Origin of the sequence: Methylobacterium sp. Leaf111 (genome assembly GCF_001423285.1) — a bacterium.
In the GTDB taxonomy this organism is placed as follows: Bacteria; Pseudomonadota; Alphaproteobacteria; order Rhizobiales; family Beijerinckiaceae; genus Methylobacterium.
In genome coordinates, this window is sequence record NZ_LMNE01000067.1 from 21551 (window position 1) to 37319 (window position 15769).

18 protein-coding genes and 1 pseudogene are annotated in these 15769 nt (G+C 73.2%); 4 read left to right on the forward strand and 15 right to left on the reverse strand.

The genetic code is table 11. From position 1 onward, the window contains the following. Positions 1 to 73 precede the first annotated feature (73 nt). Positions 74 to 658 (forward strand): histidine phosphatase family protein, encoded by a 585-nt coding sequence (locus ASF41_RS20625; RefSeq protein WP_056211886.1) that lies wholly within the window; start codon positions 74 to 76, stop codon positions 656 to 658. A gap of 8 nt (positions 659 to 666) precedes the next feature. Here ASF41_RS20625 and ASF41_RS20630 read toward each other — a convergent pair. From ASF41_RS20630 to ASF41_RS20665, 8 genes and pseudogenes are all read right to left on the reverse strand, one after another. After that, positions 667 to 1379, reverse strand: a pseudogene (locus ASF41_RS20630) (hypothetical protein). Positions 1380 to 1500: 121 nt separating this feature from the next. Beyond that, positions 1501 to 2508: a nickel/cobalt transporter gene (locus ASF41_RS20635; protein WP_056496591.1), complete on the reverse strand. Its 1008-nt coding sequence runs from the start codon at positions 2506 to 2508 to the stop codon at positions 1501 to 1503. After that, a complete protein-coding gene (locus tag ASF41_RS20640) occupies positions 2499 to 3194 on the reverse strand; it encodes a DUF1007 family protein (RefSeq protein WP_056211892.1) in 696 nt (231 codons plus the stop codon). Before ASF41_RS20640 ends, ASF41_RS20635 begins: the two co-directional genes overlap by 10 nt. 219 nt (positions 3195 to 3413) lie before the next feature. Further along, a complete protein-coding gene (locus ASF41_RS20645) occupies positions 3414 to 3884 on the reverse strand; it encodes a cytochrome c-type biogenesis protein (protein ID WP_056496594.1) in 471 nt (156 codons plus the stop codon). Next, the gene (locus ASF41_RS20650) at positions 3881 to 5881 is read right to left on the reverse strand and encodes a heme lyase CcmF/NrfE family subunit (RefSeq protein WP_056350958.1); all 2001 of its coding nucleotides are present in this window, start codon (positions 5879 to 5881) and stop codon (positions 3881 to 3883) included. Before ASF41_RS20650 ends, ASF41_RS20645 begins: the two co-directional genes overlap by 4 nt. Positions 5882 to 5957: 76 nt before the next feature. Then, the gene (gene ccmE, locus ASF41_RS20655) at positions 5958 to 6479 is read right to left on the reverse strand and encodes a cytochrome c maturation protein CcmE (protein ID WP_056211898.1); all 522 of its coding nucleotides are present in this window, start codon (positions 6477 to 6479) and stop codon (positions 5958 to 5960) included. A gap of 145 nt (positions 6480 to 6624) precedes the next feature. Next, complete coding sequence (gene ccmI / locus ASF41_RS20660; protein WP_056496597.1) at positions 6625 to 8154, reverse strand: c-type cytochrome biogenesis protein CcmI; 1530 nt, start codon at positions 8152 to 8154, stop codon at positions 6625 to 6627. A gap of 207 nt (positions 8155 to 8361) precedes the next feature. After that, entirely contained in the window at positions 8362 to 9780 is a 1419-nt protein-coding gene (locus ASF41_RS20665; protein WP_056211902.1) for a sensor histidine kinase, read from the reverse strand. Between the two features lie 240 nt (positions 9781 to 10020). Here ASF41_RS20665 and ASF41_RS20670 point away from each other — a divergent pair, with 240 nt between their 5' ends. Together ASF41_RS20670 and ASF41_RS20680 are read left to right on the forward strand one after the other, a co-directional pair. After that, entirely contained in the window at positions 10021 to 10278 is a 258-nt protein-coding gene (locus ASF41_RS20670; RefSeq protein WP_056211904.1) for a type II toxin-antitoxin system prevent-host-death family antitoxin, read from the forward strand. Positions 10279 to 10518: 240 nt separating this feature from the next. Further along, entirely contained in the window at positions 10519 to 10725 is a 207-nt protein-coding gene (locus ASF41_RS20680; RefSeq protein ID WP_056350955.1) for a hypothetical protein, read from the forward strand. A gap of 2 nt (positions 10726 to 10727) precedes the next feature. Here the strand turns inward: ASF41_RS20680 and ASF41_RS20685 are convergent, their stop codons facing one another. The 6 genes from ASF41_RS20685 to ASF41_RS20710 form a co-directional block, all read right to left on the reverse strand. Beyond that, positions 10728 to 11405, reverse strand: a complete 678-nt coding sequence (locus tag ASF41_RS20685) for a response regulator transcription factor (protein WP_056211908.1) — start codon at positions 11403 to 11405, stop codon at positions 10728 to 10730. 101 nt (positions 11406 to 11506) lie between these two features. Then, a complete protein-coding gene (locus ASF41_RS20690) occupies positions 11507 to 11878 on the reverse strand; it encodes a PepSY domain-containing protein (RefSeq protein WP_056211910.1) in 372 nt (123 codons plus the stop codon). A 100-nt stretch (positions 11879 to 11978) separates the two neighbouring features. Next, complete coding sequence (locus tag ASF41_RS20695; protein ID WP_056211911.1) at positions 11979 to 12188, reverse strand: hypothetical protein; 210 nt, start codon at positions 12186 to 12188, stop codon at positions 11979 to 11981. Positions 12189 to 12198: 10 nt separating this feature from the next. Further along, a complete protein-coding gene (locus tag ASF41_RS20700; RefSeq protein WP_056277385.1) occupies positions 12199 to 12546 on the reverse strand; it encodes a hypothetical protein in 348 nt (115 codons plus the stop codon). Between the two features lie 45 nt (positions 12547 to 12591). Then, positions 12592 to 13173 (reverse strand): hypothetical protein, encoded by a 582-nt coding sequence (locus tag ASF41_RS20705; RefSeq protein ID WP_244479738.1) that lies wholly within the window; start codon positions 13171 to 13173, stop codon positions 12592 to 12594. Between the two features lie 50 nt (positions 13174 to 13223). Continuing rightward, positions 13224 to 13919 (reverse strand): lysozyme, encoded by a 696-nt coding sequence (locus ASF41_RS20710; RefSeq protein WP_056496600.1) that lies wholly within the window; start codon positions 13917 to 13919, stop codon positions 13224 to 13226. A 98-nt stretch (positions 13920 to 14017) separates the two neighbouring features. Here ASF41_RS20710 and ASF41_RS20715 point away from each other — a divergent pair, with 98 nt between their 5' ends. Continuing rightward, positions 14018 to 14227 (forward strand): hypothetical protein, encoded by a 210-nt coding sequence (locus ASF41_RS20715; protein WP_056211916.1) that lies wholly within the window; start codon positions 14018 to 14020, stop codon positions 14225 to 14227. A gap of 10 nt (positions 14228 to 14237) precedes the next feature. On the opposite strand, the gene ASF41_RS26290 is transcribed toward ASF41_RS20715, so the two are convergent. Beyond that, positions 14238 to 15746: a DUF2793 domain-containing protein gene (locus ASF41_RS26290; RefSeq protein WP_056496602.1), complete on the reverse strand. Its 1509-nt coding sequence runs from the start codon at positions 15744 to 15746 to the stop codon at positions 14238 to 14240. Positions 15747 to 15769 lie beyond the last annotated feature (23 nt).

The following is a 15769-nucleotide window of genomic DNA, read 5'->3' on the forward strand; positions in this document are numbered from 1 at the left end:
CGCGCAACGATGGCGCGCCTCGCGAAGTTATCGCCGGCGCGCCGTTCCCCCATCCCATCGAAACCGGACCCATATGGCCCCCACTCGCATCGTCTGCGTCCGCCACGGCGAATCGACCTTCAACGCCGCGCACCGCCTGACCGGACAGGATCCCGGCCACGTCGACGCCCGCCTGACCGAGCGGGGGCAGGGCCAGGTCCGGGCGGCCCGGGCGGCCCTGCACGACATCCCTTTCGATCTGGTGGTGACCTCGCCCCTGACCCGGGCGATCCAGACAACCCAGGGCATCTTCGGCGACCATCCGAGCCGCCCGCGCATCCTCGTCGAGGTCCTGCATCGGGAGTGCCAGGAAAGCAGCTGCGATGTTGGCCGGGCCGCCTCGGTGCTGGCCGCCGAGTTCCCGGACGTCGCCGTCGACCATCTGCCGGAGATCTGGTGGCATGCCGAGGGCGCGCCCGACGCCCGCGGCGTGCATATCGAGCCGCGCACCCTCTTCGACGCCCGCGTCCTCGGCTTTCGCGACTGGCTCGCGGCTCGGCCCGAGCACAGCATCGCGGTGGTCGGCCACGGCACCTTCTTCTATCACCTGACGGGCGTCTGGCTCGACAACTGCCAGACCGTGACCTTCGACCCGATGGCGGCGCCCGCCCCGGTCTGAGCCGGGCTCTACGCGAGCCCCGACCGCGCGGCGTCCAGGCGCCGCTGCACCAGCGCGCGCTCGAGAGGCGCCGCCCGGCGGCCGATCTCCAGGGCCTCGTCGAGGATCGCCACGGCGCTCGCCCAGACCTCCGGCACGAAGGCCGCGGCACCCTCCGCGACCTCAGCCGCACAGCGCGCATCCGCGAAGGCCTTCCCGGCGGCGGTGGCGGCCCGGGCGACCGCCGCGGCCCGAGCGCCCTGCCTCCAGGCCCCGCGCTGCGAGGCCTCCTGCGCCCGCGCGCCGCCCTGCCAGGCGGCGTCCCGGGCGACCGCCCGGGCCCGGTCCGAATCCGCGGCCCCGTCGCAGGCCGCGGCCAGGGTGGGCAGGCCCGCCAGATCCAGGAGGGGCGGCAGGATGCGACGGACGCTCGCCAGGGCGAGGAAGGCGACGCGCTCGGCCTCCACGGCCGGGACGTCCGCCGAGCCGGAGAGCCGCAGCACGAAGGCCATCAGGCGCGGCCGCTCGGCATCGGGCATCGCATCGTTCAGGCCGAGGGCGTAGGCGGACAGGGGCGGCGAGAAACAGGGCGGGCAATCGGCCGAGGCGCGGATCGCCCGATAGGGCAGGCCGGCGGCCACGATCGCCGCCTCGTTGATGCAGGTGCCGCCATCCGGACCGGAAAATCGTGCGAGCCGGCCAGCAGCCGCCAGTTCAGGATATGCTCGAAGCCCGCCGCCATGCCCGCGCTCTCTCCGTCTTCGGATCGCGAGAGTGCCACGGCCTCACGGGCTTGGCGAGGGAGAGCTTGGCGAGGGAGAGCTTGGCGAGGGAAGGCTTGGCGAGTAAGGGCGCCAGAGGCGTCAGCCGCCGAGATCGGCCGCGAGCCCGGCCAGCATGGCGAGGCCGAGCACCAGCACGAAGGCGCCGGCCAGGAGTTCGAGGCCGCCGACCGCGAGCACCCCGGCCCGTCCGCGTCCGCCCGCGAGGCGCAGGGCGAAGGCCTTGGCGAAGACCGCGAGGCTCGCCAGCGTGCCCGTGGTCAGCGCGGTGCCGAGGGCCATGGCCAGGGTCGCGGCGATGCCGGCGGCCAGCAGGCCCTGCGAGGCGGAGAAGACCAGGATCAGCACCGCCCCGGCGCAGGGGCGCGTGCCCGCGGCCAGCACGACGCCGGCGCGCTCGCGCCACGAGTCGAGCCGGGCCAGGGCCGCGGCGTCGTTCAGGTGGACGTGGCCGCAGCCGGGGGCGCAGGCCGGATCGGTGCGGCCGGCCAGTCGGCCGGCTTTGCGCCAGGTGACGCTGAGGCCGAGGAGCGCCACGAGGGCGAAGCTCACGGTCTCGATCACCGTGCCGGCGCGGGTCATGCCGGCGGCGGTGGCGCCGAGCACCAGGGTCCCGATGCCCACCAGGGCGATGGCGACCAGGGCCTGGAGCAGGGCGGCGGCGAAGCTGAGGCTGAAACCGCGGGTGAGGGCCCGCTCGCCGGCGACGATGTAGCCGGCGATCACCGCCTTGCCGTGGCCCGGTCCGGCGGCGTGGAAGACGCCGTAGGCGAAGCCGAGGAGCATCATCGGCCCCCAGGCGCCGCCCGCCTTGAGGGACTGCACCGCGGCCTGGAGGCTGCGGGAGAAGCTCGCCTGCAGGGCGAGGATCCGGCCCCCGAGGCCGCTGGCGGACGGGGTGGCCTCGCGAAAACCGATGCCGAAGGGCGAGCGCGGCGGCGGCGCGGTGACGCTCGGGCTCACCAGCCAGGCGAGGCCGGCAACGACCAGGGTCGCGAGGGCGACGGCCGCCAGGACGAGGACGACCTGCCGGGTGAGGCGGGACCGGCCGTCCGGGCGGGCGGCGTCGAGGGCGGTGCCTACGGACACGCGACGATGATCCGGTTGGCGAACTGGACGCCGTAGTTCGAGGCCGAGGTCAGCGCCTCGAAGAACGCCTCCGACATGCCCGGTTTGGCATCGCCGGGCTTGGCATCGGCGGTCTTGGCGTCCGGGGTCTCGGTCTTGGGTCGGGTGAGGGTGGCGGCGCAGCCGGTCGGCGCCCCGGCGAGGCGGGCGGCATCCACGCCCTCCGCCAGGCTGAAGGCGACGAAGAAGGTCGGGTCGTAGACCTCCAGGGCCGTGACGCCGCGGCCCTGCGCCACCGGCGTCTTCAGGGGCAGGAGGAAGCTCAGGGTCAGCTTGTCGCCCTCCATCGCCATGCGGGGCTCGACGGGATCGGCAAAGGCCTGCTCCTTGCCGCCGACCTTCATTTTCGTGAAGTAGGCGAATTCGGCGAGGTTGGCGGTGTTCTCGGCGGCGAGGCCTGCGAGTTCGTCCGGCGTCAGCTTGCCGTCGTTGTTCGTGTCCAGCCCCTGGGTCACGAAGGCCGAATACGAGGCATCGAAGGTCCAGGCGTGGCGGACGCCGGTGACGCGGCCGCCTTCGCCGTAGGCGATCTCGGCCTTGGTAGTCACCCAGACGTGGGGATGCGCCTGGGCGGGGAGCGCGGACAGGGCGGCCCCAAGGGCGGCTCCGGCCAGGGCGGCGAGGCGGAAAAGCGAGGCGGTCGGCATGGCACGGGACGCTCGCGAGTCAGGGTAAAGACTTCGTAAAGCCGCGCCGGCCGCGGGGTCCGTCGCTGCTGACCGGTCTCCCGCCTCACTGGGGCAAAAGCGAGGCGTAGGCCCATGGGCGCTTGTGCCTCCGGAGCACGCGCCCCGGGACCTCGGAGGCCGTGTCGCGCAGGCGGGTGGGAGCGACGCCGACCGCGCTCGGCCCGCAGCCGGCCGGGGTCAGTCTCGCCGGGTCAGAGCGGCGATCTCGGCACGCTCCTCGGCGCTGAGGCCCGCGGCGGCCGCGGCCGGGCGGCGGCGGGACAGGCGCCAGAGCCCGAACAGGCCCAGGCCGATCACCGCGACCGGGGTCAGCCACAGGAGCAGGGTGTGCAGGGCGAAGACGGGGCGCAGCAGCACGTACTCGCCGTAGCGCCCGACCACGTAGGCCTGGACCTGCTTGTCGTCGTCGCCGGCGGTCAGGCGCTCGCGCACGATGAGGCGCAGGTCCCGGGCGAGGGGAGCGTCGGAATCGTCGATGGACTGGTTCTGGCAGACGAGGCAGCGCAGGCCCAACGAGATGTCCCGCGCACGCGCTTCCAGGGCCGAGTCCTTCAGCACCTCGTCCGGCTGGACCGCCAGGGCGCCGCCGACGGAGGCCAGCGTTAGCCCGAGCGCCAGGGCGAGGTGCGGGAGCACGGCCCGGCTCATTCAGCGGGGGCCATGCCGGGCGGGACGGGCTTGGCCCGTGCCCGCGCCGGGGCGCCGACGCGCATGCGCCGGTCGGTCAGGGAGATCGCGCCGCCCAGCGCCATCACCACGGCGCCGAGCCAGATCAGCAGCACGAGGGGCTTGTAGTAGAGCCGCAGGCCGATGGCGCCCTCCGGCAGGACCTCGCCGAGGCTGGCATAGACCTGGCTCGCGCCGATGGTCAGCAGGCCGGATTCCGTCACCGTCATCTTGCGGCTCGGATAGAACCGCTTGCCGGTCTCCACCGTGCCCACGAAGTCGCCGCCCGCGTTGCGGATGGTCAGGAAGGCGGTGGTCTCGGCGTAGTTCTCGCCGGTGCGCGGACCGACCCGGTCGAGGGTCGCCACGTAGGGGCCGGAGGCGAGGGACTCGCCGGGCTTCAGGGTCTTCAGCCCTTCCGTCGCCCAGCCCTGCGCGGCGATGCCCAGGACCACGACGCCGACGCCCGCATGGGCCATCGCGGTGCCCCAGGCGGAGCGCGGCAGGCCGGCGGCGCGGCGCCAGATCGCGGCGCCGCGGGCGCGGTTGCCGCCGTAGCCGCGGGCGCGGGACACGATCTCCATCGCGGAGCCGATGACGAGGTAGGCGCCGAGGCCGATCCCGACGGGTGCCATCATCGGGCCGCCCCAGGTCAGGGCCGTCACGGCGAGGCCGACCACCAGCGCGGCGGCCAGGGCCGCGAACAGGCGCTGCGTCGCCGCGTGCACGTCGCCGCGCTTCCAGGCCAGGGTCTGGCCGAAGGGCACGATGAGCAGCAGCGGGATCGCCAGGGGCACGAAGGTGTAGTTGAAGAAGGGCGGCCCCACCGAGATCTTCTCGGCGGTCAGCATCTCCAGCAGCAGCGGGTAGAGGGTGCCCACGAAGACGGTGGCGCAGCCGGCGGCCAGGAACAGGTTGTTCATCACCAGCGCGCCCTCGCGGGAGATCGGCGCGAAGATGCCACCCTGGCGCAGCATCGGCGCCCGCCAGGCGAACAGGGTGAGCGAGCCGCCGATGAACAGGATCAGGATCGCCAGGATGAAGACGCCGCGGGTCGGGTCCGTGGCGAAGGTATGGACCGAGGTCAGCACGCCCGAGCGGACGATGAAGGTGCCGAGGAGCGAGAGCGAGAAGGTGAGGATGGCGAGCAGCACCGTCCAGACCTTCAGGGCGTCGCGCTTTTCCATCACTACGGTGGAATGCAGGAGGGCGGTGCCGGCGAGCCAGGGCATCAGCGAGGCGTTCTCGACCGGGTCCCAGAACCACCAGCCGCCCCAGCCGAGCTCGTAATAGGCCCAGTACGAGCCCATCGCGATGCCGAGCGTCAGGAAGCTCCAGGCGATCAGGGTCCAGGGCCGCACGGCCCGGGCCCAGACCGCGTCGATGCGCCCGTCGATCAGCGCCGCGATGGCGAAGGCGAAGGTGATCGAGAAGCCGACATAGCCGACGTAGAGGAGCGGCGGGTGCACCGCGAGTCCGAAATCCTGGAGCAGCGGGTTGAGGTCGTTGCCCTCCACCGGGGCCGGGCTCACACGGGTGAACGGGTTCGAGGTCGTGATGATGAACAGCACGAACACGAAGGTGATCAGGCCCTGCACCGCCAGGGTGTTCGCCCGCAGGGTCGGCGGCACGGACTCGCGGGAGACAGCCACCAGCGCCCCGAACAGGGCGAGGATGAGGACCCAGAGCAGCATCGAGCCCTCGTGGTTCCCCCACACGCCGGAGATCTTGTAGAGGAAGGGCTTGGCCGTGTGGGAGTTCTCGATCACGTTGAGGACCGAGAAGTCCGACGTGACGTGGGCGTAGGTCAGCGCCCCGAAACTGAACAGGATGCAGGCGAAGGCGCCCAGGGCGGCGGGCGTCGCCACGGCCCGCAGGGCCTGGTCGCCCGAGCGGGCGGCCCAGACCGGCATCACCGCCTGGACCAGGGACAGGGCGAGCGCCAGAGCGAGCGCGAAATGGCCGACCTCGATCAGCAAGGCGGGGTGTCCTTCCAAGGGAGGATGTGCCGCGGGACGCGGGGCCGACGGGGGACGGGCCGGGGCGCGCGGGGCATCATCGCTCGCTGCGCTGGCCGAGGGTCTTGTCGCCGGCGACCGTCTGGGCCTCGGGGGCGGCCGCAGCGGGCTTGTCGACCAGGCCCTTGCCCTCCTGCCACCGGCCCTGCGCCTTGAGGGCGTCGGCGACCTCGCGCGGCATGTAGGATTCGTCGTGCTTGGCCAGAACCGTGTCGGCCCGGAACAGGCCGCCCGGCAGCAGGGTGCCCTCGGCGACCACCCCCTGGCCCTCGCGGAACAGGTCGGGCAGCAGGCCGCGGTACTGGACCGCGATGGTGGCGTTGGTGTCCGTCACCGCGAAGTCGACGGTCTGGTCCGGCCCGCGCTGGAGCGAGCCGTCCTTCACCAGGCCGCCCAGGCGGAAGCGCGTGCCCGGGGCCACGGTCTGCGCGGCCACCTCGGTGGGCGAGCGGAAGAACACGATCGACCCGCTCATGGCCGACAGGATCAGGCCGAGCGCCAACGCCAGCACGGCGCCGCAGGCGGCGATCAGGATCAGGCGGCGGCTCTTGCGGGTCACGTGGACAGGATCCCGGTTGATGGCTCGGACGGTGGGGCGGCGCGCGTTCCACGCCGGACCGCCCGGCGGGGTTTCTTGCAGGTTCCGGTGTCGGCCGGGGCGCCACCCGGGTCAAGGGCCGGGGCCGGGACCGATTGTCAGGGGCTCAAGGCTTTGCCGCCGCATTGCCGGGCTTCGCATTGGGCTGGAGGCTGAGCTCGCGCGACAATTCGCCGAGCCGCTCCATGGCCGCCGCATCGGGGCTCAGGGCCATGCGGGCCCGATCGAGGGCCTGCAGGGCGCGCTCGCGCTCGCCGAGCACGCTGTAGGAGCGGATGAGGCGCAGCCAATCGTCGACGCTGCCGCCCTTGGCCGCCAAGCGGCGGTCGAGACCCGCGACCATGCCGCGGATGGCGGCGTCGCGCTCGGCCACCGGCATCGCCTTGACGGCCGCGACGGCGGCCTCCGTGCCGGCTCGGGCGGCCTCGTCGGAGGCCGAACCGGTCCGGGCGGGAGGAGCGGAGGGCGTGGCCGCAGCCGCATCCGCGGGGGCCGCGGCCAGACCGGCCTCGGCGGCGATCGCGTCGAGGCGGGTCTTCGCCTCGGGATCGTCGCCCAGGGCCTTGCGCGCCCGCTCCAGGGCGTCCTTCGCCTTGTCGCGCTCCTGGAGCACCCCATAGGAGCGCACGAGGCGCAGCCAGTCCTCCAGGCTCCCGCCCCGGTCGGCCAGGCGCTTGTCGAGGCTGTCGACCATGGCGCGGATGGCGCCGTCGCGGCTCGCCGGTGGCAGGGCCTGGAGGGCGGCCGCGGCGCCGGCCTCGGGGGCCTTCGTCTCGCCGGGCGCGGCCTCGCCCTTCAGGCGCGCCAGGTTCTCGCGGACGAGGGGCAGCCAGGGGGCGTCGGCCGGCGCCGCGTCGGCCATGGCCTGGAGGCGCTGGATCGCCTGGGGAATGTCGCCGTCGAGCTCGGCCGCCCGCGCCAGGTAGAATTTCGGCTTGGCGACCTGCCCGTCGAGGTCGACCGCCCGCTGGAAGATGGCCTTGGCCTGGGGCGTGACCGCGCCGTTGGCCGCCGCCACCAGGGCCTCGCCCCAGTCGGACAGGCGCTGCGCCGTCTCGCCGAGGATGCGGGTGGCGGCCTCGTAGGCATGGGCGGCGTCGTCGAAGCGGCCCATCCGCATGTAGACGGGGGCGAGCACGGACCAGCCGCGCCCGTCGGTGGGATCGGCCGCGAGCCGCGCCTCGATCTGGCCGATGGCCTTGAGCAGGTCCTGGTCGCCGCTCTGGGCGGACTGGCGCTCCGCCGCACTCTGAGCCGGCATGTGCGGCGAGCCGTAGAGACCGTAGGCGATGAGTGCGACCAGGGGGATGGTGGAGAGGGCGAAGGCCGAGGCCGCCCGGCGCTGGCGCAGGGCCGGCTCGGCGATGTCCTGGGCCGCCGGGACGCCGGCGCGGTTGGCGCGCAGCAGGCGCCGGGCCGCCTCGGTGCGCGCGGCCTCCGCCTCGGGGGGCGCGATCAGGCCGCGGGCCTCGTCGCGCTCGATCTCGCGGAGCTGGTCCTCGTAGAAGCCCGTCTCGGTGGCGAGGCCACCGCCCTCCGGCGGGGCGGCGGGATTGGCCCGGCGCGACATCGGCCAAAGCAGGGCGAACACCGCCGCGCCGGTCATGACCGCCAGTATGAACCAAAGTGCCGTCATCACGCCCCGAACGCTGCCCCGCTTGCATGTAGACGCGGGCCCCCGCCGGCACGATGCAGGCCTCGGGCGACACGGTGTCACGCGCAGCACGTCGGGGGGAGGACGCAACCCTAGAGCATGACGGCTTGCGGGGAAACCGGGTCCCGGGATCCCGGCCGGGGATCGGCGGCCCTCACGCCGCTGCACGGCGCTCCGCGAGTCCGCGGCTCAGTGCGGGGCCACGCCGGCCGGCGCATCGCCCGGCACCTCGATCACCGCCCGCAGGCCGCCCAGCGTCGCCTCCTCCAGGCGGAAGCGGCCGCGATAGAGGGCCGCGAGATCGGCCACGATCGAGAGGCCGAGCCCGGAGCCGGGCTTGGTCTCGTCGAGGCGGCGGCCGCGCCCGAGCACGTCCGCCCGGTCCTCCGGGGCGAGGCCCGGGCCGTCATCCTCGATCGCCACGAGAAGGTGGGGATAATCGTTCTTGCCCACCGCCTCGGCGCGGATCGCCACGCGGCCGTGGGCCCATTTCGAGGCGTTGTCGACGAGGTTGCCGATCATCTCCTCGAAGTCCTGGCGCTCGCCCCGGAAGCGCAGGCCGGCCGGCACGTGGACCTCGTAGGCGATGTCCTTGTCGCGGTAGATCTTGCCGAAGGTGCGCACGAGGCCGGCCAGCGCCGGCTCGACTTCCGTGGAGGTGCCGAGGGTGCCGGCGAGTGCCGCGGCCCGGGCGCGGTCGAGGTGGTAGTTCACTTGGTCGCGCATCACCGCGGCCTGCTCGCGGATCTTGGCCGCGAGGTCGTCGGGTGCATCGGCGGCGCCAACCTCGTTGACGATGATCGAGAGCGGGGTCTTCAGGGCGTGCGCGAGGTTGCCGACCTGCGTCCGCGCCCGCTCCAGGATCTCCCGGTTGGTCTCGATGAGAAGGTTCACCTCGCCCGCCAGGGGGGCGATGTCGCGCGGATACTCGCCGGTGATGCGGTCCGATTCGCCCCGCCGGATGGCGCCCAGCGCCGTGCGCAGCTTGGCGAGCGGCGCGAGGCCGAAGCGGATCTGCAGCAGGGTCGTCAGGGCGAGCGACAGGCCGAGGAGCCCGAAGGTGACCATCAGCGAGAAGCGGAAGCGGTCGACGTCGTTCTCGATCTCGTCGGCGGGGCCGGCCACCCGCACGGTGTAGCGGCCCTCCTCGCCGAGATCGACGTCGCGCTCGATGATGCGCAGGCGGCGCTCGTCCTGGGCCCGGCCGTAGCCCTGGCGGATCTGGCCGATGCCCGCCTTGCTGTCGGGGGTGGCGGCAGCCTTCAGGGGCACGCCCACCAGGGAGCGCGAGGTGCGCAGGTCGCGCGGCTTCGCGTCGGGCCGGCCGATCTGCCAGTACCAGCCCGACAGGGGCAGGTCGAAGCGCGGATCGCTCAGGGTGAAGGACCGGCTCTCGGGGTCGTTGGGCGAGACGAGGTCGGTGGCGAGGTTGTTGGCGTAGACCAGCAGGCGGCTGTCGAAGGCGCGCTCGGTGTTCTCGCGGTACAGGGTCGTGAGGATCCAGGCGGCGATGAGCAGGATCGCCGAACTCGCCAGCAGCGCCGAGGTGGCGAGGCGCACCGCGATCGAGCGGCGGCGCATCGGGAGCCAGGAGGGGGAGGGAATCATGCTGGCCAAAGTCTGGGTTGCAGCCGATCTGCGTTGCAGCCGAAAATCAACGCGACGGCCGAGGATGTGCCGCCGCCGATCGCACGGGTCTTGGGGTGGTCGCCTGAGATTTCGATCGACTCCGGCTTGACCGGCACGCCCATTCTAGCCTGGGCGCAGGCCCGTGTCTCACCATGACTCGATCCGTATAATCCGCAGAATACGGATCTGTCTCCGCTTGTTGTCGAGGCTTGGATCGGTATGAACCTGTTCAAACTGATCGATACGGATGCCACCGACTTCGCCAAGCGCGCAGGATTCTATCAGGACGAGGTGATCCGTAACCCGGTCGTGATCAGCAAGAACGGGCGCCCGAAGACGGTCCTCGTGGCCTATGACGAATTCATCCGCCTGCGCGAACGCGACCGGCGTTCGTTCACGATCGATGATATCCCGGACGACATCGCCGACGCGATCCTGAGCGCCGAGGTCCCGAAAGGCCTGACGGACACGGATTAGCGCAGGTCTCCGACCATGGTCCCGGGCGAGCCGCCGATCGCCGGAACCGTGATCCGGTACGCGTTCCTCTGGTCGGACGAGAGTCGCGAGGGTTTGGAATCGGCGCGGAAGGACCGACCCGCCGTCCTGGTCATCGCACGCAAACCCACGGACGGAAGCTGCATCGTGGTTCCGATCACCCATCGGGAGCCCGAGGGCCGAACCGTCGGCCTGTAAATTTCCGCGGAGGTTTGCAAAAGCGTGGGCCTCGATGACCGGCGACAGTGGGTCATCGTGTCCGCGGGCAACGATTTCGTTTGGCCGGGACCGGACCTACGGTCCATTCCCGACCACGACCCGCCGAGCGTGATCTACGGAACCGTGCCGCGGCGCTTCTTCGCCCTCGTGCTCGCGCACATGCAGACCCTGATCCGGGCGAGGCGGCTCGCGGTGAGTCCGCGTCGTTGAGATCACACCCGCGGCGCGGGCTGGTTCGGGTCGACGAGATAGCCGAGGCCCCGCACGGTCTGGATCAGATCGACGGCAAGCTTCTTGCGCAGGCGGCCGACGAAGACCTCGATGGTGTTGGAATCGCGGTCGAAATCCTGGTCGTAGAGGTGTTCGGTCAGTTCGGCCCGCGAGACCACCCGGCCGGTGTGGTGCATCAGGTAGGATAGCAGGCGGTATTCGTGGCTGGTCAGCTTGACCGGGTTGCCGTCCACGAAGACCCGGCCCGAGCGGGTGTCGAGCACCACCGGACCGCAGGCGATCTGGCTGGTGGCGTGGCCGGCCGCGCGGCGCAGCAGAGCGCGCACGCGCGCCATCAGCTCCTCCATGTGGAACGGCTTCGTGACGTAGTCGTCGGCCCCGGCATCGAAGCCGTCGACCTTGTCGGACCAGCGGTCGCGGGCGGTGAGGATGATGACCGGGGTCTTGATGCCGGCCCGGCGCCACTTCTGCAGAACGCTGACGCCGTCGGTCTTGGGCAGGCCCATGTCGAGGATGATGGCGTCGTAGGGCTCGCTCTCGCCCAGATAGCCCCCCTCCTCGCCGTCGAAGGCCTTGTCGGCGACGTAGCCGGCCTCCTCGAGGGCGTTCACCACCTGCCGGTTGATGTCCCGGTCATCCTCCACGACGAGCAACCGCACGGTCCCGAACTCCTACGATGATGGCCCGGACCCGCGGGTCGGCGCGGCGCGCACGTTAGACGTCTCCGCGCCGGCGCGAAACGGCTTCCGGCCGAAAGCCTTCACGGTCCGCTGACCTGCCCGGTGGTGGCATCGACGACGACGTGGACGAACTGGCCGTCCCGGCGCAGGGCCGTGAGCAGGTAGACGAGGGTGTCGTCGCTCCGGCACAGGCGGGCCCGCTGGATCTCCGCGCGGGGAATCACCTGGCGGGCGGCGCGGATGGCCGCCACCGGGGCGATCACCCGCTTCTCGGCGACGGCCTCGCGCAGGTCCGCCGGACTGAGACAGGTTTCGCTGCGGGGCATCGCGATCAAGGGCGCCGAGACCGCGCTGGTGCCCGTCGTCGTCTCCTCCGCGAACGTGTCGATCGAACCCGTCGCGAAGCCCGCGACGGTCAGTCCGATCAACACCAGGGCGAGGAGGATGCGCATGCGATGACGTTTAGGAAGGATGCACTGAATGTGCCCTGAATGCCGACCCAAGCCCAACCTCGGCCATTCGGTTCCCGCCGGGCTCCCGGGGGCTCGCGGCTCAGGCCGGCCCGGGGGCCTGGGCGGCGAGGCGCGCGAGGGTCGCCCGGAGGGTCGCTCCGACCAGGGCCTGGCTGTCGATATGCGCGAGGGCGGCCCGCCGCAGGGCCTGGGACGAGCGGTCGAACCCCGTCCGGGCGGCGTGCAGGCGCAGGGCCGCCACCCGGCGGCGGTCGCGGCGGCGATTCAGCAGGAGGGCGAGGCGGTCCATGGCGGTGTCCTCAGGGGCGCGGCCGGATCTCGGCGAGCCGGCGCAGGATGTCGTCCAGCTTCTCCCGCGCCCGCTCGTCGTTGCGCTCGACGCTGCGCGCGAGCTCGGCGATCACGCGGGCGAGGTCGTCCAGCACCCGGGTCCGGCTCTCCAGGGCGGCCGCCACGGCGGCATGGCTCTGCGAGGCCCGCTCGAGGGCGGTGGCGGTGGCGCCGGTATCCCCGAGGCGCGCCTCCTGGGCGCGCACCGAGTCCCGGTGGAGATGGAAGCAGGCGAGGCCGAGGAGGACGGCGACGATCCATCCCGCGCCCTCCTGCGAGACGAGCAGGTGCGCGGCCTCCAGGGCGATCTTCTGCAAGGCCCCCTCCCTCGTGAGATTCCCCCCGCCCGCGGACCCCGTCCGTCAGGCCGGGCGGTGCGCCCGCGCCGCCCGGAGCGCGGGCAGAAGCGTGTTGGCGACCGTGGCCTCCTCCGCCAGGGGCAGGCTGCGAAACACCTTCTCGCCGAGGCCGTCGACGCCGCCTGCGGCCCGGATGAGCCAGCCCGGAGCCGCGTCGAGGCCGCGCTGAACCGCGCCCGCGATCACCAGCGATCCCATCGGGACCGTCAGCGTGCGGCCTTGCGCCGCCCCCGCCACCGCGTTGACCGCGTAGGCGCCGACATTGCGCACCAGACGCTCCACCAGGCTGGCCGTGATCAGGACCCGCACGGGCCCGGCGATCCGCGCCAGGGCCGCCGTCAGGGCGGTGACCGCGAGGGGCACCACCACGCTCCCGATGCCCTGGACGGCCGCCGCGAGGGCGTCGCCCCAGGGGACGGTCACGGCGGCGGTCGCCGGTGCGGCCGAAGGGGCCGCCGAAGCCCCCGCGACCGAGGCCGCTGCGACCGCCAAGAGGGCGAGGCCGACGCCGGCGGCGAAGGGGGCGGCGAAGGGGCGGGCGCGCAAGGGGCGGGCGCGCGAGGAAACGGGGACGAATCGGATCATCGCGGACTCCATCGGTGGGGACATCGAAGCGAAGGCGGAGGGGCCGGCCCTCAGGGGCCGCCGCGCAGGCGGTTGCGGAGGGTCGCCCACAGGCGGGCCAGGGCGACGGGCCGCCCGGGCGCCGGATCGGGGGCCGGCTCGAGGCCGCGGCGTGGCAGCGGCGGGATGCGCGGCACCGTCCGGCGCTGCACGGGCAGGGACGGGGTCAGGGGAAGCTGCAGGGACGGGGTCAGGGCACTTGCCGCGGGAACCGGCGCCGCGTCGCTCCGGCGCGCCCGCGGCAGGGCGCGGTCGTAGGGCGTCAGGAACTGGTCGTGCTCGGCGCCGCGCCGCGGGATCAGCGCGGCCGGGCGGTTCCAGAGCAGGATCGCCGCCGCGGCGCCGTCGCGGTCGCCGGCCTTCAGGCGCCGGACGACGGTGGAACGCGCGAAGGCCGACGGGCCGATGTTGAAGCAGAGCGAGACCAGGGCGTCGAAGGCGTGGTCGGGCAAGGCGTCGGGCAAGGCGTCGGGCAAGGCGTCCTGGATGGCATCGTCCACCGCCCGGACGTAGCGGGCGACGTCGCGCCGGAAGAGGGCGTCGCAGGCGGCCGCGGTCAGGCGCAGGCCCGGCGTCACCAGGGGCGGCCCGGCCGCCGCGGTGTGGCCGATGCCGATGGTCCAGATCCCGACGCTGTCGCGATAGGCGGTGAGGCGGCGCCCTTCGCGCGCGATGAGCACGGCTTCGCCGATGGCACTAAAGTTCATGGCCTGTCTCCGCTTGATGGCGTGGCAGCTAGACTTGCGCGATACGCGACGCGATAACTGACGCGATACTTGGAAGGACCGCGGGGTCGGGGGCGGACATGCTGCGAAAGCTCATCTCGACGGCCTTGCGACGCGAGACCGAGACTGAGACCGGCGACATCGCCCGTGAGGGGTCGGCGCGGCCGCCCGACCTCGCGTTCCCGCCCATGCGGCCGGTCGAGCCGCCCGCCGCCCGGAACGACAACCCGCTGGCGGCCCTGTGCGAGGCGGTCGAGGCCGACCTGCGGGCGGCGGGATACCTGCGCTGACCCGCGCGGATCAGGGACCGGCGGCCGCCTCCAGGGCGGTAAGCCGCGCCTCGAAGCCGCGGGCGAGGAACAGCAGCAGCTGGTCGGTGCGGAAGCCGTAGCGCTCGCCGGCCGCGCGCCCGGGACAGGCCGCCCGTGCCGGGACCGCCGGCGCGATCGTGGCGCCGTCCGCGTCGCGCACGGCCTCCGTGGCCGGGCCGGCCTCCTGCGGGGCGACCGCCGGCCAGGAATCGCGGCAGACGAAGCCGTAGGCGAAGGGATCGAGGCCCTCGGCCTCTAGGATCGCGACGGCCCGCTGGACGGTGAGGCCGACGTGGCGCCGGGCCCCGTCCCCCTTCCGCGCCACGGCGTCATGGAACCGGAAGGGGCCGATCTCCCGGGCCAGCGCGCGGCCGGCGGCGATCTCGGCCTCCGAGAGGGGGGCGACCGGCGTCTTCTCGCGGGCATCGGACGTGCTAATCGCTCCGGTCCCGGCATAGAGCACCGAGGCGCGCAGCGCCGGCGTGCCGAGGCTCCAGGTGTTGTCGGCGGCGTGGGCGATGATGCCGGCGACCCCGAGCCGCGTCGTCAGGGGGGCGCTGGTGCCGAGGCCCAGATTGCCCTCCGGCCCGAAGCGCGCCGCCTCGCGCAGGGCGCCGGGGCGGGCTCCGTCCGCCGGCTTGACGAAGACCGCGAGGCCCCCCGCAAAGCCGCCCGCCGTTCCGCCCGTTCCGGCCAGGCCGGCGACGGTCCAGGCGAGGCCCCCGCTCGACGCCTGCATCGTCAGGCCGCCGGCCAGCAGGCTGCCATCCGTGGCGAGGTCCTGGGTCAGGCGGAGGGCTGGCGCTCCGAGGAGAGGGGCGGGCGCCGGCCCGGCGACGTCGACCCGGCCCGTCGCCCGGTCGATCCGCAGGGCTTCCCGGAACCCCCCGGTGTCGGGCGCGACCTTGATCGTGAGATCGTCGCTGCCCGACAGCCCGATCTCGGCCCGTCCCGTGAAGGCGCTCTGGAACAGCAGGGAGAGGACGTTGCCGGGCCCCTGCTTGTTGGGGGTGCAGCGCAGGTCGCCGGTGCCCCCCTCGGCCGTCGTCAGGGCGGTCCAGAGGGCGGTGTTCAGCTTGGCCGCGAAGGGGTTGGCGGCGTCCGCCGTGGTGCCGAGGCCGAGGCGCGTCAGGGTCTGAAGCTGCCGGAGGGTGCTGCGGAACCTGACCCATCCGGCGGCCGTGAAGATGTAGAGTTCGTCCTCGTCGAGGATCCAGGCGAGCCAGCCAGGTTTCGGCGCGAGGCCCCGCCAGCGCCCGTCCTGGAACTGGGCGACCTGGCCGGACAGCCCCGCCCAGGCCCCGGTGGGGGCGGGGCTCAGCACGAGGTAGCGGTCGCCCTCGGCGGGGGCGGCCGGCGGCGCGGCGAGGTCCTTGTCGCGGCAGGCGAGCTGGACCACCGCGTCGAGCTGGATCAGGGCCTCGTTGTGGGTGACGTGCTTCTGGGCCTGGCCGGCCGCGATCAGCGGCAGCGCCAGAATCGGGGTGGTCTCGGGCATCGTCGGGCTCCGGGTGTCTCGGG